This is a genomic window from bacterium, from assembly GCA_024742285.1.
Classification (GTDB): domain Bacteria; phylum Myxococcota_A; class UBA9160; order UBA9160; family UBA4427; genus UBA4427.
The window spans coordinates 17,273-37,326 of record JANSYR010000027.1; the positions used below are offsets into that span (position 1 = coordinate 17,273).

Sequence of the window (20,054 nt, forward strand, 5' to 3'; positions counted from 1 at the left end):
GAGCGTCACGTCGCGCTGGGAGAACTGCGCCGCGCCGATCAGGACGGGCGTGCGCGCCGGGTCCCGACTCATTGCGGTGTGTATTTGCGGAGCTTGCGCTGCAGGCTCTGGCGGTGGAGGCCGAGCCGCCGCGCGGCCTGCGAGATGTTGCCCTCGCATTCGGCGAGCACGAACTCGATGTACTCGCGCTCGTGGCGGTAGAGGCTCTGGAACTCGTCGGGGATCGGGAGCTCGCTGTCTTCGTCGTCCTCTTCGTTGAGGGCGCGCTCGACCTGGTCGACGTCGGTCGGCTTCATCAGGTAGCCGACCGCCCCGAGCTTCGTCGCCTTGACCGCCGTCGCGATCGAGCCGTAGCCGGTCAGGACGACGATCCGCGCGTCGGGACAGCGCGCGAGGATCTTCTGGATCGCGTCGAGCCCCGAGTCCGCACCGAGCCGGAGATCGACGACCGCGTACTGGACGTCGAGGTTCGGGATCGCGTCGACGGCGGCGAGGTCAGCGGCGCGGTGGACCTCGTAGCCGCGGTCGCGGAGCTCGGAGCCGAGGGTCTCGGCGAAGCGGTCGTTGTCTTCGACGAGCAGGATCGATCGATCTTCCGAGGTCGGGATCGCAGCAGGATCAGCCATTCTGGGGCCTCCAGTCGGGCGCGGGGACGGATACGGGACCGCCGGTGGACACTTCGCTGGCCTCGGCCGGGTCGGTGCTCTGCTTGGTCGGGACGAGCGGGAGCGAGATCTTCGCGACCGCCCCGCCGAACTCGCGATCGTCCAGGGTCAGCTCGGCGCCGATCGCCTGCGCGAGGGAGTGGACGTAGTAGAGCCCGAGACCGACGCCTTCCGGCTTGGTGGTGACGAAGGGCTCGCCGAGATGGCGGCGCACGACTTCCGGCCAGCCGGAGCCGCGGTCCTGGACCTTGAGCTCGGTTCGCGCGCCGTCCTTGCTGAGGACGATCTCGACCTCGCTGTTCGCGCCGCCGGACTCGATCGAGTTGTCGACGAGATTGATGAGGGCCTGCGAGAACGCGATCGGCGGGAGCAGCACGCGCTTGGGGCCGCGGCCGTCGCCCAGGAACCGGATGGTCGCTTCCTCGTGGACCCGACCGACGCTCTCGACGACCTGGCGCACGAGGCGATCGAGGTCGACGACCTCGAGGGAGAGGCGGTCGGGCTGGAGCTGGCTGCCGGCCATGTGCCGCAGGATGTCGCCGCAGCGCTCGAGCTCTTCGATCGCGGTTCGGAGGTCGTCGTCTTCGGCGAGGTCGTGGGTCCGGCCGACCCGGGCGAGGCGGAGCTGCGCCGTGTTGAGCGGCGTGGCGAACTCGTGGGAGAGGCCCGCGGCGAGGGCGCCGACGGCGCGCAGGCGGTCGATGCGCGTCTTGCGCTCCTGGGCTTCGGCGAACCAGACCTTCAGGTGGTCGAGGGTCGACGAGAGCCACGCGGTCATGATCCAGAAGACGAGGGCGACGCTGATCTGCGCGGGAAAGAGGATGTTCGCCGGAACGAGCGCGTCCTCGAGGCCGGGCGGGATGTGGCTGTTCCACTGGATGATCGCGATCGAGACGAGCAGCAGACCGAAGAAGGCGAAGCCGAGGCGCCCCTCGAGCAGGAGCGCACCCAGCACGGAGTGGACGAGGAGGATCGGCACCATCGGGTTCCACGCGCCGCCGGTCAGGATCAGCAGCGCCGACAGCCCCAGGATGTCGGCGCCGAGCTGGATCATCAGGTGTCCGGGGGAGCCCTTGGTCCCGCGACGCAGACCGATCCAGGTCCCGATGTTGAGGACCGAGAGGGTCGCGACGACCGACAGATAGAGCGGGAGCATCGCGGGCTCGAGCACTTCGAACTCGAGGGCCGGCGCGATCACGATCACCTGGGCGGCGATCGCGACCCAGCGCAGACGGACCACCCAGGCGAGCTTCGCGGTGCTCTGCTCGGGGTCGGCCGTGATCGGCGGGTCGAAGAAGGAGCGGAAGGTCTCGAGCATGGGGGGTACCGCCGCGGAGGGTAGCAGCCGCCTCGAGGCCAGAAGCGCGGTGCGGTGCCCCCGATTGCTGCGCCGCGGGTCCATTCTCACATCCGCAGCCGGCGGGCAGCCCTCAAGCAAGTCCGGTTTCGGGCCGAGGAGACGGAGAGCCCGCGGGAACGTCCCGGGCAGCCGCGAGGGGAAGAGATGGCGCGCTTGCGAATCGGGCTCGGAGTCGCTCTGCTCCTGTGCTCGCTGGCCGGGGCCGTCGCCGCCGGCGACTACCGAAGCGGCTTCGGCTTCGGGATCACCGTCCCCGACGCCTATCTGGTGCTGACCGCCGAGGAGGTCGCGAGCAGCGCCGACGTCTTCCTCGACGAGGAGGCGGACGAGACCTACGGCGGCATCCCGAGCGCGGTCCGTCGCGAGATCTTCCAGCGCGTGCAGTCCGGTGAGATCGAGATCTTCTATCGGACCGAGGACGTCGACTTCGATTTCGTCGACAACGTGAACGTCATGGTCCAGAACGCCCTGATCCCTTCGAGCGAGTCCCAGCTCGCCGAGGTCTGTCGCATCCTGCCCGGCGAGTTCTCGCGCATGTTCGGTCGACCGGTCGGCCTCGACGATTGCGAGCTCCGCGCGGTCGCGGGACGCCCTTCGCTCTATCTCGCGTTCGACGGCGCGCTCGCCGGAACCAAGACGCTCCAGTACCAGGTCCAGCGGAGCGGCGGTGAGACGCTGATCCTGACCGCCACGGCGAAGACCGCGAACATGCCGCGCATGCAGAGCGAGTTCGAAGCGATGGTGGCGTCGATCCGATCGAACTGATCGGCGCCTATTCCACGCGCACGCGCAGCGCCGCCAGCGGCTTGCGATTCGTTCGCGCGACCCAGGCGACGAGCATGATCGCGACGCCACCGAGCCCCGCTGCGAGCCCCCACCAGATCCCGACCATGCCGAGCCCCATCGGAAACGCCAGGCCGTACGAGAGCGGCAGGCCGACCGCGTAGAACCCGATCAGGTTCACGACGGCACCGGCCTGCGGGCGGCCCATGCCGCGCATGAGTCCCGCGCCCACGACCTGGACGCCGTCGAAGATCTGGAACGCCCCCGCGATCGGGAGCAGGATCGCCGCCATCGCCACGACCGACGCCTCGCTCGTGTAGAACGCCGGGAGCGCCTCGCGGAAGACGACGAAGCAGACGGCGGCGATCGCCATCACGCCGCCGCCCATCAGGAAGCCGACGCGACAGGCCACGCGCAGCCCGTGCGCGTCGGCGGCGCCGATCAGGTTGCCGGCGCGCGCGCTCGCCCCGATCGAGATGCCGAGGGGGACCATGAACGTGAAGCTCGCCAGGTTCATCACGATCTGGTGGGCGCCGAGCTCGGTCACGCCCATCCAGCCGACCATCATCATGGCCACGGTGAACGCGTTCGCTTCGAGACCGAGCTGCGCACCGACGGGGAAGCCGAGGGCGAGATAGCGCTTCAGACCCGCGAACGAGAACGAGCGGGCGTCCCATCGTCGCCAGGCGCCCTCGTGAAGACGGAAGCGTCGGATCCAGAGGAAGAGCCCGATCGGGAGGATCACGTTCGTGATCCCGGTCGCGAGACCGGCGCCGACGAGTCCGAGGGCGGGCGCGCCGAGGTTGCCGAAGATGAGCACCCAGTTGAGGAACACGTTCAGCGCGTTGCAGAGGAACATGACCCACATGGCGGGGCGGGTGAGGGTCCGCCCGGCCAGATACTGCCGGAGCGCCAGGAACAGGTTGAAGCCGAGGGTGCTCGGGAGGCGCGCGATCAGGTAGTCCTGCGCGAGTCCGGCCACGACCGGGTCCTGGCCGAAGCGCAGGAAGAGCCACTCGGTCGAGAGCCAGAGGGCGATCAGCGGAATCGAGACGAGGAACGCGACGACGAGGCCGCGCTGGAGGGCCAGGCCCATCGCGTCGCCGTCCCCTTCGCCGTGGGCCTGGGAGACCAGGGGGTCCATGCCCTGGACGACCCCCTGGGCGACGGAGCCCGAGGACCAGGCCCAGGTGGACGCGACGGCGACGGCGGCGAGGGAGTCGAGGCCGACCCGCGCGACCATCATCGTGTCGATCACGCCCATCGTCATCATGCCGAGCTGCGCGGCGGCGACCGGCGCGGACAGCCCGAAGAGCGTCCTGAACTCGAGGCGTGCGCGTCCAGCGGACCTGGGTGCAGCGCTCTCGGGGGCGGGGTTCTCGCGGGACGACATCGGTTTCGCTCGGGGCAGGCGGGCGCGCGGACGCGGGAGGCTACCGGGATCGGCCGACGCGTGCGATCGTCCGGTCCCGCGCCGTGAAGGAAGACGAAGAATGATCCGACGAAGCCTGCTCCTGGTCGCGGTGCTGAGCCTGCTGGCGCTCCCGGCCCAGGCCCACGGCCCGACCATCGAGATCTCGCACAGCGAGATGAAGCCGCCGCTGCTCAACCTCTTCGTGGGCACGACGGTCCACTTTGCGAACACGGTCGCCATGCCCGGAGGCCACGTCGTCGTCGACGAGGCCGGGACCCTCGAGAGCCCGCCCCTCGAAAAGCCCGGCGACGGCTGGCACTACACCTTCGAAGAAGCCGGCACCTACGACGTCTTCGTGAAGCAGCACCCCATGGCCAAGGCCAGGATCGTCGTCATCCCCAAAAAGAAATGACGCCACGGTCCTGCTTCAAGCGCAGAGCCCTCGGCGGTCGATCGCTGCGCGATCGACAGGCGCGTGAGCGCAGCCCAGAAAGAGGAGCCCTCAGCGGTCGATCGCTACGCGATCGACAGCGCGCGCGGCGAAGCCGCGAACTGCGCGCGTCGGTTTTCGGCAGTCAGTCCTGACTGCCGAAAACCGCAAAAAAGTCGCTCACGTCGCCGAAGGCGCGCTCGGGATCGAGCAGCAGGTCGTAGGTGACCGGCGGCGTGACCGGCGCGGCCGGTTGGGTCGGCTGATCGGTGGACTCTTCACCGAACTGCTCGATGCGCCGGTAGAGGGCGTCCCAGGTTTCCTGGGGATCGTCCATGTCGATCTCGATCGTGAGCTTGGCCATCGGACCTCCTTGGTCGGGGGTCGCGCCAGGAGCCGGGGCTCCTCGGTCTCCGATGGCCTGGTCTTCTCGCCGGGCCGTTTGGAGACGGGGGTCGAGGCAGATTCCATGCGCGATACGGGTCGCTCGGGACAAACTACGGGAAAAACGTCGTTCCACAAGCGAGGCCGCATTCGGCCGCGCATTTCCCGCGACCGTGGGCTCTTATACATGATCGTCGAATCAATCAAAAAAATACGTGATCTAGTGCACGCTCGTTTCTGACGTCCCCTCAGGAAAATTTCCTGCGAAATGCTGGCGACTTTCCGGTAGGGTGGCATTCATGAACGACGCGCCCCACCCGACCGACGCGGCCCGTGCGGCCACCGAAGAAACCTCCCGGACCCCCGATGCGGTTCGGATCGGAACGGCCGATGCTTCCGGCATGCCGACGACCTCAGAGCCGGCGGGAGCCCAACCCGACCCGCCGGATCCCGCAGACGAGGTACTGGTCGACCAGGCCGGGCGCCCCCTCGGACCGCGCGCGCTCAAGACGCGCCGGAAGATCCTCGAGGCGACGACGGCGCTGCTCGGTGAGAAGCCGATGCGCGAGATGCGCGTGATCGACATCGCGCGCCGGATCGGTTCTTCCCCCGCCACCTTCTATCAGTACTTCAAGGACGTCGAGGACGTGGTTCTCTACCTGGCGGGTCAGGCCAAGGAGGCCACGCCGATCCTCGTCGCGATCATCGACGGGGACTGGGAAGGCCCGGCCGGCCTCGAGCGCGGCAAGCAGCTCGCGAACCTGGTGATCGATCACTGGGAGAAGTACGCGCCGGTCCTTCGCGCCCGCAACAACGCTTCGGACGAAGGTCACCCGGCGCTTCGTGAAGAGCGGATGGCGGCGATGATGCCGTTGGTCGACGCCTTCCAGCGCGCGATCGAACGCTCCCAGGCGAAGCAGGCCGACTCACAGGAAGGCGCCGATGGCGGGGCCTTCACCGGCGGGCGTGTCGACGCCTTCGCCGGCGCGACCGCACTCGCGTCCGTGCTCGAACGGACCTCGATGTACCACCAGTTCGTGGAGGAGACGGGCAGCTCGCGCGACTCGCTCGTCGAGACCACCGCCGTGATTCTGCAGGGGATCCTGACTTCGCGGACGTAGCCGCATTCCGCGAGGTCGGTGACCGAACGCGCCCGACGAGCGCCGGGACATCGACGAGGGTTCCGGTGCCCAGCGAAAGGCCCGCTCTGGCGGGCCTTTCGTGTGCTCGGAGGCGGCTCAGCCGGCGGGTGACGGATCGGCGAAGACCGCCTCGTCGATCAGGATCGGCGTGCGCGCCTTGAGATCGTCGAGATAGGTGCGCAGCGCTTCGTCGCCTCGTCGTCGCTGGAGATCCTGGAGGACGAGGTCCTCGATCTCGGCGAGGGGCGGCGCGACCGACGGCTCGCGGTCCACGGCCTTGGCCAGGTGGACGCCGCCACCGGCCTCGATCGGTTCGCTCCAGGCGCCGGTCTCGAGCGCGAGCAACGCTTCGAGCACGCTCGGCCCCACATAGTCACGGATCTTGCTCGCCGGCAGCAGCGTGTCGGGCACGGGCGAGACCTGGCGGTCGGCGAGGTCGGCCTCGACCTCGTCCGCGGAGTCGCCGGCGACGAGCCGCGTCCGGGCCGCGGCGGCGCGCTCGAGGGCGGTCCCGCGCGGGTCGTCTTCGCCGCGCCGCGTCGAGAAGTAGAGGGTCAGGGCGCGGAGCCGTCCCGGGCGCGTGAAGAAGTCGCGGTTCTCTTCGTAGTGGCGTTCGACGTCCCGCGCCGACGGAGTCTCGCCGTCGACCTCGGCGACGATCGAATCGATCAGCCCGGCGGTCAGCTCACCGCGGACGCGACGGTCGATCACGGCGAGGCCGAGCTCGAGGGCCCGCTGGACGAGGAGTTCCTCGTCGATCATCCGGTCGAGGACCCGCCGCCGCATCGCCTCGTCGACGGGGCTCCGCAGGTCGCCGGCGACCCCCGCGAGCACGCGCTGATAGTCGACCCGCCGGATCGTGCGATCGCCCACGACGGCGGCGGCTTCGATCGGTAGCCGCCCCGGATCCGTCCGCTCCTCGAGGAGCCCGAGGCTCGCGAGGGCGAGACCCACGGCGGCGCCGGCCAGCAACAGCCAGGGCGTGCGGGCGTTCGGGCCGTCTTTCGGGGAGGCGGGGGTCTCGCTCAAGGCGTCTCCGGCGTTCGGGGGCGCCGAGCATACCCCGCGCGACTCGTCGTCACCGCTTCGATTCGCACGGGTCACCCGCCACGACTAGATTTCGCCCTCACCGTCCACACACGATGCGAAGCCCTTCGCGCCCGGAGCCTCCCGTCATGTACCTCAACCTCGGAACGATCCTTCTCGCGAACGCGAGCGAGCAGCCCGAAGCCGTCGTGATCCGCGCCGGCGATCGCGCGATCACCTACGGCGAGCTCGACCGCGCGGCCCGGGGCGTCGCGACGAGTCTGCGCGAGCGCGGCGTCCAGCCCGGGGACAAGGTCGCGCTCCTCGTCCCCAACGTGCCCGAGTTCACGATCGCCTACTTCGGCGTCCTCTACGCCGGCGCGACGGTCGTTCCGATCAACGTGCTCGCCGCGGCGCCCGAGGTCACCTATTTCCTCGAGGACTCCGGCGCGCGCGTGCTGGTCGTCCATCCACTCTTCGAAGAAGCGGGCCGCGACGGTGCCAAGCCTCTCGACGCCGACGTGATCCTCGCCGTCCCGGGCGACGATCCCGACACGATCGGCCAGCTCGCCCAGGCGGATCCCTGCGACGAGCCGTACAAGACCTCGCCCCAGGACACGGCGGTCATCCTCTACACGTCGGGCACGACCGGCAAGCCGAAGGGCGCCGAGCTCACCCACTCGAACCTGCTGATCAACTGTTCGATCGTCGTGCCGAAGCTGATGCCGCCGACGCCGGCGGAGGGGGCGCATCGCGCGATCGGCGCACTGCCGCTCTTCCACTCGTTCGGACAGACGGTGATCCAGAACGGCATGATCGCCACGGGCGGCTCGCTCACGCTGCTCGCGCGCTTCACGCCGGAAGAGGCGTTCGAGGTGATCGAACGCGACAAGCTCACGATCTTCGCGGGCGTGCCCACGATGTACTTCGCGCTTCTCCATCACGAGGGCGACCGCGCCTACGACGTCTCGAGCCTGAAGGGCTGCATGACCGGCGGCGCGCCGATGCCCGTCGAGGTGATGGGCGCATTCGAAGAGAAGTACAACGTGATCATCCAGGAGGGCTTCGGCCTCTCCGAGACGTCCCCGGTCTCGAGCTTCACGGTCCCCGACAAGCCGCGGAAGACCGGCTCGATCGGCTACCCGGTCTGGGGCGTCGAGATGTGCATCGTCGATGACGACGACAACCCGCTGCCCAACGACGAGCGCGGCGAGATCTGCATCCGCGGCCACAACATCATGAAGGGCTACCTGAACCGGCCGGACGCGAACGCCGAGACCCTGAAGAACGGCTGGTTCCACTCGGGCGACATCGGTTATCGCGACGACGACGGGTGTTATTTCATCGTCGACCGCAAGAAGGACATGATCCTGCGCGGCGGCTTCAACGTCTATCCGCGCGAGGTCGAAGAGGTGCTCTACGAGCACGAGGACGTCGTCGAAGCCGCGGTCATCGGCGTTCCGCACGAGAGCCACGGCGAAGAGGTGAAGGCGGTCGTCGCCCTCCGCGAAGGGGCGAAGGCGAGCGCCGACGACCTCCAGGTTTTCTGCAAGGACCGCCTCGCCGCCTACAAGTACCCGCGAATCGTCGAGGTCATCGGCGAGCTGCCGAAGGGCCCGACGGGCAAGATCCTGAAGCGCGAGCTTCGGGACTGATTCCTGGGCGCTCGCGGGCGCGGCTGGCGCCGCTGCTCGCTGTCGGGCGCAGGGCGCCCGACCGCTGAAGGCTCACCCCTGGCGCTCGCGGGCGCGGCGTCCGAGTGAGGTTTAAAACCCACGTCCATTTTTCGCTTTTTCTTCGCGGGACGTGACCGATTCTGTCACGGGGCGGGGGCATTCTCGGGATGTCGGGCGAGATGGCCCTCCGAGTCCTCGAGCGAAGCCCCACACCCCAGCCCCCAGCTGGGGTTCGCGTAGCCAGCAGCCAGCAGGTGGTAGCAGGTAGACAGGACCCGGGTCCGGGCCGATCGCGTTCGACGCCGCGTGGCGGGGGTCGTCCCGTCGCCAGTCGGTGGCTCAGTCCCCCAGGACCTCCTGTTCACCGGCTTCGCGATTCGTCGACCCCCCAGGTATGGCGGAAGCGAGAACGGATGCGGAACGCATCCGTTCTCGGACGACTCCCGTCACGCGGTGTGTGACCCAAGCGGGCGCCGCGGCCACTTACACATCAAGGAGTCTGGACGGAGTCCGGAAGGAGTCAGGAGAGAGAACGGAACTGGATACGGCGCCACTCGCTCTTCGTTTCGGAGAGATCCCGATACGAGGAGCGATCGAGAACACGCGATGAGAGACCGGACCGGGATGGTCCGGGTGAACGAAACGACGGATGAATCGAACGAGTACAGAAACACGCGTCCCAGGGAGACACTGGTCATGAACTCCACCCCCAACAATCGATCCACCCCCGCGACCGGAACCCGAAACGGGCGAACCGGTCTATCCCGAAAGAGCGCTCGCGTGCGCGGCGGTGCCGCGGGCTACGGCCGGCTGGCGAGCGCGCGCGACCGACAGACGGCGCGGGAGCGCAACGCGGCGGAGCGCGCGCGCGTCGAGGAGATGTTCGCGAGTGCGCCGCTCCCGTCGGATCGCCGGCGGGCGCGATGGACGGCCGCGGCTCCGGCGTTCGAGCCGGGTGCGGCGCGGCCGGCGCGGCGACTGCGGGCGCTTCCGGCGATGCCGGCGAGCTGTCCGGTCTGCGCGAGCACGACCGTGACCGCGGACGAGGTCGCGCGGCCCGGCGGCTCGCTCCGGCTCTCCGAGTGTCTCCACTGCGACCATCGCTGGACCGAGAAGCCGGCGCGGCGCTTCGCGGCGCTCGGCGGGGCGATGGAGCGACGGAGCCCGGCGGGCGTGTCGCCGACTCGCTAGCGAGGGCGACCGAAGAAGGCGGGGAGGCGCCACCTGCCCCTCGAATTCGAGGGTGTGGCGACGAACGTGATACGTTCACCGCATGCGGCTGCTCCTCTATACGGGCAAGGGCGGCGTCGGGAAGACGACGACGGCGGCCGCCACGGCGGCCTGCGCCGCGGCGCGGGGCGAGCGTGTGCTCGTGGTGTCGGCGGACGCGGCGCATAGTCTGGGCGACGTGTTGGGCGAGCGGCTCGGGCCGACCCCGACGGCGGTGGCGCCCGGGCTCGACGCCTGCGAGGTCGAGGCGCGACACGTGATCGAGACCCATTGGGGTCGCGTCCGTGAATACCTCGTGAACCTGCTCCGCCATCAGGGGATCGACGAGGTCGTCGCCGAGGAGCTCGCGTTGCTCCCGGGCGCGGAAGAGCTGGCGACCCTGGTCAGCGTCGAGGACTTCGCGGCGAGCGGGCGCTACGACCTGATCGTCGTCGACTGCGCCCCGACCGGGAGCACGCTTCGGCTGGTGACGCTCCCCGAGGTCGCCCACGGCGGCATGCGCTGGCTCCTGCGGCTGCAACGCGCCGCGGCCCACGTCGCCGAGCCGGTCGCTCGCGGCCTCGTCGGTGTTCCGCTTCCGAAGGCCGACGTCTTCGCCGAGGCGGAGCAGCTCCTCTTCGAAACCCTCGGCCGGCTGCGCACGCGCCTGCTCTCGGACGAGACGAGCGTGCGGATCGTGCTGACGCCGGAGTCGATGGTGATCGACGAGGCGCGGCGGGCGCTCACGGACCTGGCGCTCTTCGAGCTGGGGATCGACGCCGTCGTGATGAACCGGATGCTGCCGGCGGCGGCCCTCGAAGAGGCGTTCTTCCGGGACTGGGGCCGCGCGCAGGAAGAGCGGCGCGCCGAGGTCGAGGCGGCGTTCGCACCGCTCCCGATCCTCGAAGCCCCCCTCGCCGAGGACGAGGTGCGCGGCGTCGCGGCGCTGGCCGATCACGGCGCGCGGCTCTTCGCAGAGCGCGCCCCTTCCGCAAGGCTCGGCGCGGGGCTCGGTCTCCGCTTCGAGCAAGGCGAGGCCGGCACCGCCCTCCGGCTCCCGATCGTCGGCCACGATCGGGCGAGCCTCGACGTCGCCCGGATCGACGACGAGCTCGTGATCGGAATCGCCGGTCGCCGGCGCCGGATCGCGCTGCCCGCCGGCTTCGCGCGGCTCGAGGTCGAGCGCGTGGCATTCGAAGACAGCGCGCTCGTGGTCGCCTTCGGCGAGCCCGAGGCGCCGGGAGGCGTCCCGGCATGAGGGTCCTGCTCCATACCGGCAAGGGCGGCGTCGGGAAGACGACCCTCGCGCTCGCGACGGCGCTCGCGGCGGCGGAGCACGGCCATCGCGTGTGCGTTCTGTCGACGGATCCGGCGCACAGCCTGGCCGACGCGCTGGCCGTTCCGGTCGGACCCGACATGAAGCGCGTCGCCGAGGGCGTGTGGGCGCGGGAGATCCGGGCGCAGACCGAGCTCGACCGGGCCTGGACGCCGGTCCAGGCGTGGCTTCGGGAATTGATCCGGGAGGACGCGGACGCGCTCGTCGCCGAGGAGCTGCTCGCGTTCCCCGGGATCGAAGAGCTGATGGCGCTCCGCGCGGTCCGCGAGGCGGAGGCGAGCGGCGAGTTCGACACCTGCGTGGTGGATTGCGCGCCGACCGGTTCGACGATGCGGCTGCTCCGTTTCCCCGACGCGCTGCGGATCTTCATGACGCAGTTCTTCGAGATCGAACGACGCGGGGCGCGGGTCCTGCGCCCGGTCGTGCGCGGGCTCGGGGGCGGCGGGATCATTCCGGAGGAGGCGTTCTTCGACGCCTTCGAGCGGCTCTACGAGGAGATCGACGACGTCCAACGGATCCTGCTCGACGGCGAACGGACCAGCGCGCGGCTGGTCGTGAACCCGACCCGCGTGGTCGTCGACGAGACGCGCCGATCGTTCGCCTATCTCTCGCTCTACGGAATCGCGACCGACGCGGTCCTCGTCAATCGGCTGCTTCCGGAGGTCGCGGCGGGGGGCTACTTCAAGAGCTGGCGGGCGCGCGAAGAAGAAGAGCTCGCGGCGATCGAGCGGAGCTTCCCCGTTCCGATCCGACGCGCGTCGCTCCAGGCGAAGGAAGTCCTCGGCGCCCCGGCGCTCGCCGCGCTCGGCCGCGATCTCTTCGGCGACGTGGATCCCGCGGCCCGACTCCACCCGGGCCGTCCCCTTCGAATTCGAAGGGCAGGGGGCCGAACGCGCCTCGAGATCGATCTTCCGGGGATCTCGAAGGAGGAGATCGAAGTCCTCGTGAAGGGCGCCGATCTCCACCTGCGCGTGCGCGACGGGCGACGCTCGATCCACCTGCCGGATTCGCTCGTCGGTCGCGACGTCGAACGCGTTCGCCTCCGCGAGCCGACCCTCGAGATCTCCTTCGCCGATGGCTGAGTCGGGGACCGAGACCGAGACGACCGAGCGCGAGACGGAGACGGTCGACTCGATCGAAGCGCTTCGCGCTCATCCGCGCGTCCACGCCTCGCGCGATCGCCTCGGAGCAGCCCCGCGTAGGCGGATCGTCAGCCTCGTGCCGAGCCTGTCCGAGGCGCTCCACGTCCTCGGTCTCGGGGATCGGTTGGTCGGGGTGACCGACTTTTGTGTCCATCCGGCGGGCGCTTTCGAGGCGATCGCGAAAGTCGGGGGGACGAAGGACGCCGCCGTCGACACGATCGTCGCGGTCGCGCCGGATCTCGTGATCGCGAACGAGGAAGAGAACACGGCGCGGGTCGTCCGGAAGCTCGCCGAGCAGGGCGTCGACGTCTGGGTCACGTATCCGCGGACGGTGCGTGAGGGGGCGGAACTCCTCGAAGAGCTCGCCGACCTGGGCGCGAGCGAGGCGGCGCGGGCCGAGCACGTCGCGCCCTGTCTCGAAGCAGTCGCGCGGGCAGAGTGCGGCCGGCCGGCCCGGCCGCCGCGGGTCTTCTGTCCGATCTGGCGTGACCCGTGGATGACGATCGGGGGCGACACCTACATCGACGACATGATCTCGCTCTGCGGCGGCCGCAATCTCTTCGGGGAGGTCGAAGCGGCGGCCGTTCGCGGCCGGGCGGATCGCCGCTATCCGAGGGTCGAGCTCGAGGCGGTCGTCGCGCTCGACCCGGAAGTGATCCTGCTGCCGGACGAGCCCTACGCGTTCGCGGAGGCCGACCGGGAGGCGCTTCTGGCGACCGACTGCGCCGCCGCCCGCACGGGTCGGGTCCATCTGATCGACGGCACGCTCGTCTCGTGGTACGGTCCGCGTATCGCCGAGGCAATTCAGGTACTTGCAAAGATTTTTGCGAGCGCCTGAGAGCGCTCGGGGGCGCCGGCCGAGAGGCCGGAGGTGGCCCCGGGTCCTGGCCTCGAGCGGAGTTCGCCAGAGGAATCCGGGCTCGTTGGGGGGCGGGAACGGAATTCAGCCTGCGGCAGCGTGGCGTGGAGAGCACGGACGGGGATCCGGTCCGCGCTGTGCATCTTCCGGGGTGAAATCAGGTCGGGTAGCCCGGCCACGACTTCATCGCGAAACTCCAGCAACAGGCAACTTCCTCGCAACTCTCCCATCAAGAAGGAGCGAACGCCTCCCGATAGAGGGACGTAGCTCTCGCGCAATTTCGGTTCGAAACGGGCCATTCCATTGCGAATCCCGGATCCGGAGGCGCGCGACGGGCGAGGACGCGCCGCCTGCGGTGGCGTCCTCGCAAGTCTCGGGTGCACAGGGAGGTGCCAGGCGAAATGACCAACCATCTATTCCATCGACTCGGAGCGGGTGAGCGAACCCGACTCCGAAGCCCGGGAGGCGGCGGCAGGGGATGGACCCTGTTCGTGGCGCTCGGGCTGCTCGTCTGTGCGGTTCCCGCGCTGGCGGCCGAGGTCGTCGAGGTCCGGGTCGGGAGACATCCCACGTTCACCCGCGTCGTCTTCGAGCTCGATCGCGCGGCCGGCTATCGCATCGAGCGTTCCGACCCGTCGATGGAGGTCGCGGAGCTGATCGTTTCCCTGGAAGCGTCCTCCATCCCGCGCTCCATCTCGAAGAAGAAGATGCTGATCGAGCAGGTCGATCTCGAGCCGAACGGCCGACGATCGACCGCCCGCGTGCGGCTCTCCCGGGACGGTCTCCGACTGAAGGAGATGATCCTGACGAACCCGCCGCGGATCGTGCTCGATCTGCTGGACGACCAGGCGATCGCGAAGGTCGCGGAAGCGAAGCCCGCTCCCGCGCCGACGCCCGCGCCCTCTGCGACGCAGAAGGCGACCGACGAGGACGAGGCCTTCGACAACATCGTCGCCGGCATCGAGCCCGAAGCGGCGACGCCGAAGGCCGAAGTCGAAGCGGAACCGGAGATCGCGTTCGAGGAGCCGGAGCCCGCTCCGGCCGTGGAGCCCGAGCCGACGCCGATCGAGGTCGCGCGCACGGAAGCAGCCGAGGTCGTGGAGGACGCGGTCGAGGATGCCGAGGCGGCGCTCGAAGGCGTGGACCCGCAGACCGCAGTGGCCGACGCGGCGGACGAGATGCCCGCGGCGTACGACACCGGGGATTCCGAGGCGTTCGACGTCGACAAGGCCCTCGCCGAGCTGAACCCGGAACCGGCCTCCGCGCCGGCGCCGAGCCAGCCGGCGAAGCCGAAGACGCCGCGCCCGATGGTCGCGAAGTCGACGCCCGACGAGGGCGGCGGCTTTTCGACCTACGCCCTGGCGGGCGGTGCGGCCTTGCTGCTGGCGGGCGGCGCGTTCTTCTTCATGAAGCGACGCGGTGGCGCGAGCGGTGGCGACGACTGGGACGGGGAAGAGGACGGCTTCGGCAGCGACGACGCGAGCGCCGAGGCCAACCCCTTCGCGAGCCCGGACGAAGAGCAGACGCTCCTGGGTGGCCCCGACGACCAGACGGTGGCGCCCGGGATGATGGATGGGGACGAGACGACGGTGGTCGCGGTCCCGGACGAAGAGAAAGAGTCGGAGTCGGTGGTGTTCGACTCCGAGGAGAACGACATGGACGACATGGAAGTGATTTCGCGTGAGCAGGTGAACGAGAGCCTCGGTGCCCCGGCGATGCCGCCGGTGGTGGGTGGGGCCACGGACGACGTCCAGGCGATGTTCGCGGAGATGACCCGCCGCATGGAGGCCCTCGAGGCCCGCTGCGACGAGCTCGTCGATGCGCGTGACCGGCTCGAGCGCCAGGTCGCGGCCCAGACCGAGGAGCTGCGCGTCCAGCGCGCGGCGATCGCCCGCACCCAGCGCGCGGTCCGCAACCTCGGTCGCGGCGAAGACGAGGCTGCCGAGCAGGAGGCCACCGAGCCCGCGCTCCGCGAGCCCACGCCGGAATAACCGTACGCGACGGGCTTCGCGCCCGAACCGAACCGAGGACGCGCGTCTTGCTTGCAGGACGCGCGTTCTTCGTTCCGGCTCTCCACTTCTTGTTAGGCGGCCTCTGCCTCGCGCCGCGCGATCTTCATCGCACCGAGACAACCCGCATGTCCACCCCGTGTCAGCACGATCGACTCCATCCCGTTGACCAGCCCGAAGCCCCGGGCGACGTCGGCGAACTGCGGATGGACGAGGAAGGTCGAGCCGCCGTAGACGATCCGGTCGACGGCGGCGGCGCGCGCATACGCGCTCGCGAGCAGGCCGATGTTGTCGGAGACGATCCCGAGCACCGCGGCGGCGAGGTCCTCCCGCGACGGGTCTTCGGCGTTCTCGTCCTCGGCGCGCCGCGCGAGCTTGCCGAAGGACGAGGCGATGATCGCCCCGACGTCGGCGACGTCTTCGAAGAGATCGCCGACCATGAGGTCGACGCTCTGCCGGTTGCCGCGGAGCCCGAGCGCGTTCAGCTCCTCCGCCGTGCGGACCCCGAGGAGCGCGTGGCCGAGCCCGAGGGCGGCGCCGCCACCGAGGGCCGTGCCGCCCATGCGCTCGACGTCCTCGCCGTCGACCCGGAGCGCCGACGTCCCGGTTCCGACCGCGACGAGGAGATAGGGCGCGTCCCGATTCCGGCCGGTCCGCGCGAGCATCTCGTCGGCGCCGCGCGCCCAGGCCTGGAACTCGATCGGACTCGACACATCGCGGTCGAGCTTCGCGGCGAGGGCACCCGCGCCGCAGCCGGTGAGCCCGAGATGTCTCGGCGCGAGGGCCTCGAGGATTTCGACGGCGCGTTCGGTCTCGCTCGATCGCCAGTCCGCGAAGGCGAGGCGGCCGTCGCCGGTCCGCACGCAGAGCTTGGTCAGCGTCGCGCCCGCGTCGAGCCCGACGGACAGCGCCGGGTCGCCCGTGAAGCGCGCCGGATCGAACGCGCCGAAGGGCGCGAAGTCCCCGAGCAGGCTCTCGTCCGTGTCGTGCGCCGCCTCGCTCAAGCCGGATTCTCCTCGAGCGCCCGCGTTCTCCGGGTCGGGAACCCCCGACTCGCAGCGAGCCTCTCAAACCGAGGGAATCGCTCACGATTCGTTCGAGATTTCAATGAGTTAGACTCCGCCCCCGGAATTCCAGCCGAACCCTAAACGATGTATACCGCGTTCTACGGCCTGCGTGAAAAGCCCTTCGCGCTGAGCCCCGATCCCCGCTTCCTGTATCTCGCCGGCTCCCACCGCGAGGCGCTCGCCCATCTCCTGTATGGGATCGAGCAGGGGGAGGGGTTCATCTCGGTCACGGGCGAAGTCGGAACGGGCAAGACCACGCTCTGCCGGACGCTCCTCGAGCGACTCGACGGCGACACCGAGCTCGCCTTCCTCTTCAACCCGAGTCGGACCGCCCTCGAGCTGCTGCAGTCGATCTGCGCCGAGTTCGGACTGCCGGCGGAGGGCCTCGCGCGGCGCGCGTTGATGCACCAGCTCAACACGTTCCTGCTCGAACAGAAGCGTCGCGGCAAGCGCGTGCTCCTCATCATCGACGAGGCGCAGACGCTTTCGGAGAACACCCTCGAGCAGGTTCGTCTCCTCTCGAATCTCGAGACGAGCCGCGACAAGCTGATCCAGATCCTGCTCCTCGGGCAGCCCGAGCTCGACCGCAAGCTCGACGAGCGCGGGCTTCGCCAGCTGCGCCAGCGCATCAGCGTGCGCTGGAAGCTCGACCCGCTCTCCCCGGCCGAGACCCGCGCCTACGTGCGTCATCGCCTGTCCGTCGCCGCCGGCGAGCCGAAGGACCTCTTCAGCGAAGCGGCGCTCAAGGAAGTGCACCGCCGCACGGGCGGGGTCCCCCGCCTCGTGAACCAGCTCTGCGATCGCGCGCTCCTGGCAGGCTACGCGGCCCGCGCGGCGAAGATCGGTCCGCGCCTCGTTCGCGAAGCCGCGCGAGAGATCCCGGACGCGCGCCTGCGCCACGAACGAAGCGGCCCGACCGAATCCGGCGGGCGCCTGGCCTCGTTCTTCCGCCCGTGGATGTTCGTCGCTTTCGCGGCGCTCGTGGTGGGCGGAGCGCTCTACGCGGGCCTGCAGGTCGGGCGTTCGGGCCTCCTCCAGCCGATGACCGCCGCGCTCTCGAAGGACGACCGCGAACGCGAGGCCGGACCGGGGGAGGGCGGGCTGCCTGCGGTCGGTGCGCCGGCGCCGACGCGGCCGATCTCCGCCGACAACGACATCACGGTCATCGCGCCCGACGGCCGGGTCGTCTCGCGGGGCGCGCCCTCGGCGGGCGGCCCCGGGAACGAGAACGGAAGCGGCGACGGCCCGACGGTCGTCGAGCTGATCGGCTACATGCCCGGCGAGGTCCGCGATCAGCTGGTCGATCCCGAAGCGACGGCGCGCGCCGAGGAGGCCCTTCGCGCCGGTCTGTCCGGGGCGAGCGAACCGGTCGGCGAAGCTGCCCTCTCGCCGGGGCTGCTCGCGCAGCTCCTCGAGCGCCGGGCCGCGTCGGCCGCCCTCGCCGAGACCCACGAGGTCGTGCTCGACCGATTCGGTCGCGCGGTCGACTCACTGGCCGATCGGCCCCGGGACCCGAACGCCCTCCAGCGCGCCTTCGAATCCCGCGGCCTGACCGCGACGCCCTTCGACGGCGGCTCCCTCGCGCTCCTGCGTCGCCTCGATCATCCCTTCGCGATCCCCCTCGCCGCGTCCGTCGATCGCGGCGCGGACGAGCGCCCTTCGGCGACGACCGACCGACAGCGTTGGCTCGCGGTGATCGGCTTCGAGGACGACCGCGCCCGGGTCGCGGGCCTCGTGCCCGGCCAGGTCGTGACCGTGACCGTCGACGACCTCGAGGCCCACTGGCTCGAGACCGGCATCGTCGTCTGGGAACGCTTCGAGCCCGTCCCGCCAGTCCTGACGATCGACGACGAGGGACAGGGCGTGCGCTGGCTCCAGCGCGGCCTCGCCGAGCTCCGCTTCTTCGAAGGCGCGCTCAACAGCCGCTACGACGACGCGACGACCGAAGCCGTCCGCCGCCTCCAGGTCGACGCCGGCCTCGTCGCCGACGGCGTGGCCGGTCCGCTCACGCAGATCGCGCTCTATGCGGGCATGACCCGCTACCCGGTCCCGCGTCTCTCCGAGCGCGCGCCGTCCCCGCTCGCCCGCGACGCCCGTCCCGTGCGCGCCGACCGAGCCACCGAATCCACCCCGGCTTCGCCCCCCGAGCCGAACGCTCCGGGAGGGGGCCGAGGATGAGCACGATCCTCAAGGCGCTGCGACGACTCGAAGAAGACCAGCCCGCCGAGCCGGAACCCGCCGCGAACACGACGGACGCGGCCGCCGCCGCCTCGAGCACGGACGACCTCCGCGGTCGCATCCTCGCCGAAGAGCGGGCGAATCAGCTCGTCCGCGAGGCCGCTCGCGACGCCGCCGTACCCGACGTGGACGCCGCCGAGCCCAGCGACTCGATGCCCGCGCCGCTGCTTCGTCACGCGCCGCTGGCCGCGGCCGGGCTGGTCGCGCTCGTGATCGGTGTGATGGTGATCCCCGCGCTCCTCGATTCGACCGAAGCGCCGGCGCCGACCGGTTCGGAAGAAACGGTCTCCGTCGCTCGCGCGCCCGTGGCCTCCCCGGCACCGGCGGATCCGCCGCCCCGCGCCGAAGGGCCGGACCGGCCCGCGACCGCCGCGCGCGCCGTCCAGGACGAAACGGAGGCCCGAGCGGCGACCCAGGCGGAAGTCGAAGCGGAGGCCGACGCTCGCGCCGCTGCCGACGCGCGAAGAGCCGCCACCACGGCGGCGACTCGAACCACTTCCGCCGGCGCCGGCGCCGCCGCGACCGCGGTCGCCGTCGCGGCCGCCGATTCCGCCGCGGCGGACGCGTCCTCGAGCCGTGTCCCGGCGCCGAAGCCGAGCCGTGTGGCACGAGCCGAGGGCGTCGCCGTCGCCGATCTCCCGGTCGCCGCGCCGCCGAGCCCGGCCCGCGCGGAGCCCACCCCGCCGCCGAGCCCGGCCCGCGCGGAGCCCACCCCGCCGCCGAGCCCGGCCCGCGCCGAACCCACCCCGCCGCGCGCCACCCGGACCTCCGAGCCGCCCGTCGAGCTCGCGCTCGTCGAGCCGACCCGGACTCCGAAGCCCGCCCGGCCGCCCACGACCTCGCGCGCCACGCCGAAGCCCTCCGCGTCGGCCCCGAGCGCGTCCGCTCCCGCACCGAAGCGAGCCCTCCCGCCGCCGCCAAAGCAGGTCGACCGCGCGAGCGTGCGGCCCGCGGCCGGCCCGCCCCCGGTGGCCCGCGAGCGCTCCGCCCGCGATCCGATCGCCTCCGACGATCGGCCGGTCGCGAAGACCACCGACGCGAAGCCGATCGAGCGCGTCACCCGCCCCGACGTGCCCGACGTGACCGTCCTCCGCACTTCCTGGCATCCCGACACCACCCGCCGCTCCGCCCGCATCCGCGTCGAAGCGAGCAAAGAGGTCATGACCCTCCAAGAGGGCGACGCGATCGGCGCCCTCGTGGTCAAGGAGATCACCCCCTCCGCCGTCCTCTTCGAAGCCGGCGAAGTCGAGCTCCGCCGCCGGGTCGGGAAGGGGAGCTAGACGCCGCGGCGGCCCGTTCGTCGCCTCCCCCTCG

General features: G+C 70.6%; 17 protein-coding genes. 11 read left to right on the forward strand and 6 right to left on the reverse strand.

Annotated features, from left to right (window positions below; translation table 11 throughout):
* Positions 1-68: 68 nt before the first annotated feature.
* Together NXI30_28225 and NXI30_28230 are read right to left on the reverse strand one after the other, a co-directional pair.
* Positions 69-626: a response regulator gene (locus NXI30_28225; protein ID MCR9098126.1), complete on the reverse strand. Its 558-nt coding sequence runs from the start codon at positions 624-626 to the stop codon at positions 69-71.
* Positions 619-1,983 (reverse strand): ATP-binding protein, encoded by a 1,365-nt coding sequence (locus NXI30_28230; GenBank protein ID MCR9098127.1) that lies wholly within the window; start codon positions 1,981-1,983, stop codon positions 619-621. Before NXI30_28230 ends, NXI30_28225 begins: the two co-directional genes overlap by 8 nt.
* 186 nt (positions 1,984-2,169) lie before the next feature.
* On the opposite strand from NXI30_28230, the gene NXI30_28235 reads away from it, so the two are divergent.
* Entirely contained in the window at positions 2,170-2,790 is a 621-nt protein-coding gene (locus tag NXI30_28235) for a hypothetical protein (protein MCR9098128.1), read from the forward strand.
* A 7-nt stretch (positions 2,791-2,797) separates the two neighbouring features.
* Here the strand turns inward: NXI30_28235 and NXI30_28240 are convergent, their stop codons facing one another.
* A complete protein-coding gene (locus tag NXI30_28240; GenBank protein ID MCR9098129.1) occupies positions 2,798-4,201 on the reverse strand; it encodes an MATE family efflux transporter in 1,404 nt (467 codons plus the stop codon).
* A gap of 100 nt (positions 4,202-4,301) precedes the next feature.
* On the opposite strand from NXI30_28240, the gene NXI30_28245 reads away from it, so the two are divergent.
* Positions 4,302-4,634, forward strand: a complete 333-nt coding sequence (locus tag NXI30_28245) for an amidase (protein MCR9098130.1) — start codon at positions 4,302-4,304, stop codon at positions 4,632-4,634.
* 163 nt (positions 4,635-4,797) lie between these two features.
* Here the strand turns inward: NXI30_28245 and NXI30_28250 are convergent, their stop codons facing one another.
* Positions 4,798-5,016, reverse strand: coding sequence for a hypothetical protein (locus tag NXI30_28250; GenBank protein MCR9098131.1), 219 nt, complete (start codon positions 5,014-5,016; stop codon positions 4,798-4,800).
* Between the two features lie 319 nt (positions 5,017-5,335).
* On the opposite strand from NXI30_28250, the gene NXI30_28255 reads away from it, so the two are divergent.
* Positions 5,336-6,157 (forward strand): TetR/AcrR family transcriptional regulator, encoded by an 822-nt coding sequence (locus NXI30_28255; GenBank protein MCR9098132.1) that lies wholly within the window; start codon positions 5,336-5,338, stop codon positions 6,155-6,157.
* Between the two features lie 117 nt (positions 6,158-6,274).
* Here the strand turns inward: NXI30_28255 and NXI30_28260 are convergent, their stop codons facing one another.
* Complete coding sequence (locus NXI30_28260) at positions 6,275-7,207, reverse strand: peptidylprolyl isomerase (GenBank protein ID MCR9098133.1); 933 nt, start codon at positions 7,205-7,207, stop codon at positions 6,275-6,277.
* Between the two features lie 146 nt (positions 7,208-7,353).
* Here NXI30_28260 and NXI30_28265 point away from each other — a divergent pair, with 146 nt between their 5' ends.
* The 6 genes from NXI30_28265 to NXI30_28290 all read left to right on the forward strand — a co-directional run bounded on the left by NXI30_28265 (position 7,354) and on the right by NXI30_28290 (position 15,417).
* Positions 7,354-8,859, forward strand: coding sequence for a long-chain fatty acid--CoA ligase (locus tag NXI30_28265; GenBank protein ID MCR9098134.1), 1,506 nt, complete (start codon positions 7,354-7,356; stop codon positions 8,857-8,859).
* 717 nt (positions 8,860-9,576) lie between these two features.
* The gene (locus NXI30_28270) at positions 9,577-10,071 is read left to right on the forward strand and encodes a hypothetical protein (protein ID MCR9098135.1); all 495 of its coding nucleotides are present in this window, start codon (positions 9,577-9,579) and stop codon (positions 10,069-10,071) included.
* A gap of 82 nt (positions 10,072-10,153) precedes the next feature.
* On the forward strand, positions 10,154-11,347 hold the full coding sequence (locus NXI30_28275) for an ArsA family ATPase (GenBank protein MCR9098136.1): 1,194 nt from the start codon (positions 10,154-10,156) through the stop codon (positions 11,345-11,347).
* On the forward strand, positions 11,344-12,507 hold the full coding sequence (locus NXI30_28280) for a TRC40/GET3/ArsA family transport-energizing ATPase (GenBank protein MCR9098137.1): 1,164 nt from the start codon (positions 11,344-11,346) through the stop codon (positions 12,505-12,507). Before NXI30_28275 ends, NXI30_28280 begins: the two co-directional genes overlap by 4 nt.
* The gene (locus NXI30_28285) at positions 12,500-13,405 is read left to right on the forward strand and encodes a helical backbone metal receptor (protein MCR9098138.1); all 906 of its coding nucleotides are present in this window, start codon (positions 12,500-12,502) and stop codon (positions 13,403-13,405) included. Before NXI30_28280 ends, NXI30_28285 begins: the two co-directional genes overlap by 8 nt.
* A 422-nt stretch (positions 13,406-13,827) precedes the next feature.
* Positions 13,828-15,417 carry a hypothetical protein gene (locus NXI30_28290; protein ID MCR9098139.1) on the forward strand — a complete coding sequence of 530 codons (1,590 nt, stop codon included), beginning with the start codon at positions 13,828-13,830 and terminating at the stop codon, positions 15,415-15,417.
* Positions 15,418-15,509: 92 nt separating this feature from the next.
* Here the strand turns inward: NXI30_28290 and NXI30_28295 are convergent, their stop codons facing one another.
* Positions 15,510-16,439, reverse strand: coding sequence for a hypothetical protein (locus tag NXI30_28295; protein ID MCR9098140.1), 930 nt, complete (start codon positions 16,437-16,439; stop codon positions 15,510-15,512).
* Positions 16,440-16,586: 147 nt separating this feature from the next.
* Between NXI30_28295 and NXI30_28300 the strand changes: the two genes are divergently transcribed.
* Positions 16,587-18,680: an AAA family ATPase gene (locus NXI30_28300; protein MCR9098141.1), complete on the forward strand. Its 2,094-nt coding sequence runs from the start codon at positions 16,587-16,589 to the stop codon at positions 18,678-18,680.
* The gene (locus NXI30_28305) at positions 18,677-20,020 is read left to right on the forward strand and encodes a hypothetical protein (protein MCR9098142.1); all 1,344 of its coding nucleotides are present in this window, start codon (positions 18,677-18,679) and stop codon (positions 20,018-20,020) included. Before NXI30_28300 ends, NXI30_28305 begins: the two co-directional genes overlap by 4 nt.
* Positions 20,021-20,054: the final 34 nt, after the last annotated feature.

What these genes read in the sequence shown, in the direction of transcription:
- NXI30_28275 (MCR9098136.1), top strand. Translation starts at nt 10,154, where the DNA reads ATGCGGCTGCTCCTCTATACGGGCAAGGGCGGCGTCGGGAAGACGACG.
- NXI30_28290 (MCR9098139.1), top strand. Translation starts at nt 13,828, where the DNA reads ATGACCAACCATCTATTCCATCGACTCGGAGCGGGTGAGCGAACCCGA.
- NXI30_28300 (MCR9098141.1), top strand. Translation starts at nt 16,587, where the DNA reads ATGTATACCGCGTTCTACGGCCTGCGTGAAAAGCCCTTCGCGCTGAGC.
- NXI30_28305 (MCR9098142.1), top strand. Translation starts at nt 18,677, where the DNA reads ATGAGCACGATCCTCAAGGCGCTGCGACGACTCGAAGAAGACCAGCCC.
- NXI30_28225 (MCR9098126.1), bottom strand. Translation starts at nt 626, where the DNA reads ATGGCTGATCCTGCTGCGATCCCGACCTCGGAAGATCGATCGATCCTG.
- NXI30_28280 (MCR9098137.1), top strand. Translation starts at nt 11,344, where the DNA reads ATGAGGGTCCTGCTCCATACCGGCAAGGGCGGCGTCGGGAAGACGACC.
- NXI30_28255 (MCR9098132.1), top strand. Translation starts at nt 5,336, where the DNA reads ATGAACGACGCGCCCCACCCGACCGACGCGGCCCGTGCGGCCACCGAA.
- NXI30_28240 (MCR9098129.1), bottom strand. Translation starts at nt 4,201, where the DNA reads ATGTCGTCCCGCGAGAACCCCGCCCCCGAGAGCGCTGCACCCAGGTCC.
- NXI30_28245 (MCR9098130.1), top strand. Translation starts at nt 4,302, where the DNA reads ATGATCCGACGAAGCCTGCTCCTGGTCGCGGTGCTGAGCCTGCTGGCG.
- NXI30_28265 (MCR9098134.1), top strand. Translation starts at nt 7,354, where the DNA reads ATGTACCTCAACCTCGGAACGATCCTTCTCGCGAACGCGAGCGAGCAG.
- NXI30_28270 (MCR9098135.1), top strand. Translation starts at nt 9,577, where the DNA reads ATGAACTCCACCCCCAACAATCGATCCACCCCCGCGACCGGAACCCGA.
- NXI30_28250 (MCR9098131.1), bottom strand. Translation starts at nt 5,016, where the DNA reads ATGGCCAAGCTCACGATCGAGATCGACATGGACGATCCCCAGGAAACC.
- NXI30_28230 (MCR9098127.1), bottom strand. Translation starts at nt 1,983, where the DNA reads ATGCTCGAGACCTTCCGCTCCTTCTTCGACCCGCCGATCACGGCCGAC.
- NXI30_28235 (MCR9098128.1), top strand. Translation starts at nt 2,170, where the DNA reads ATGGCGCGCTTGCGAATCGGGCTCGGAGTCGCTCTGCTCCTGTGCTCG.
- NXI30_28285 (MCR9098138.1), top strand. Translation starts at nt 12,500, where the DNA reads ATGGCTGAGTCGGGGACCGAGACCGAGACGACCGAGCGCGAGACGGAG.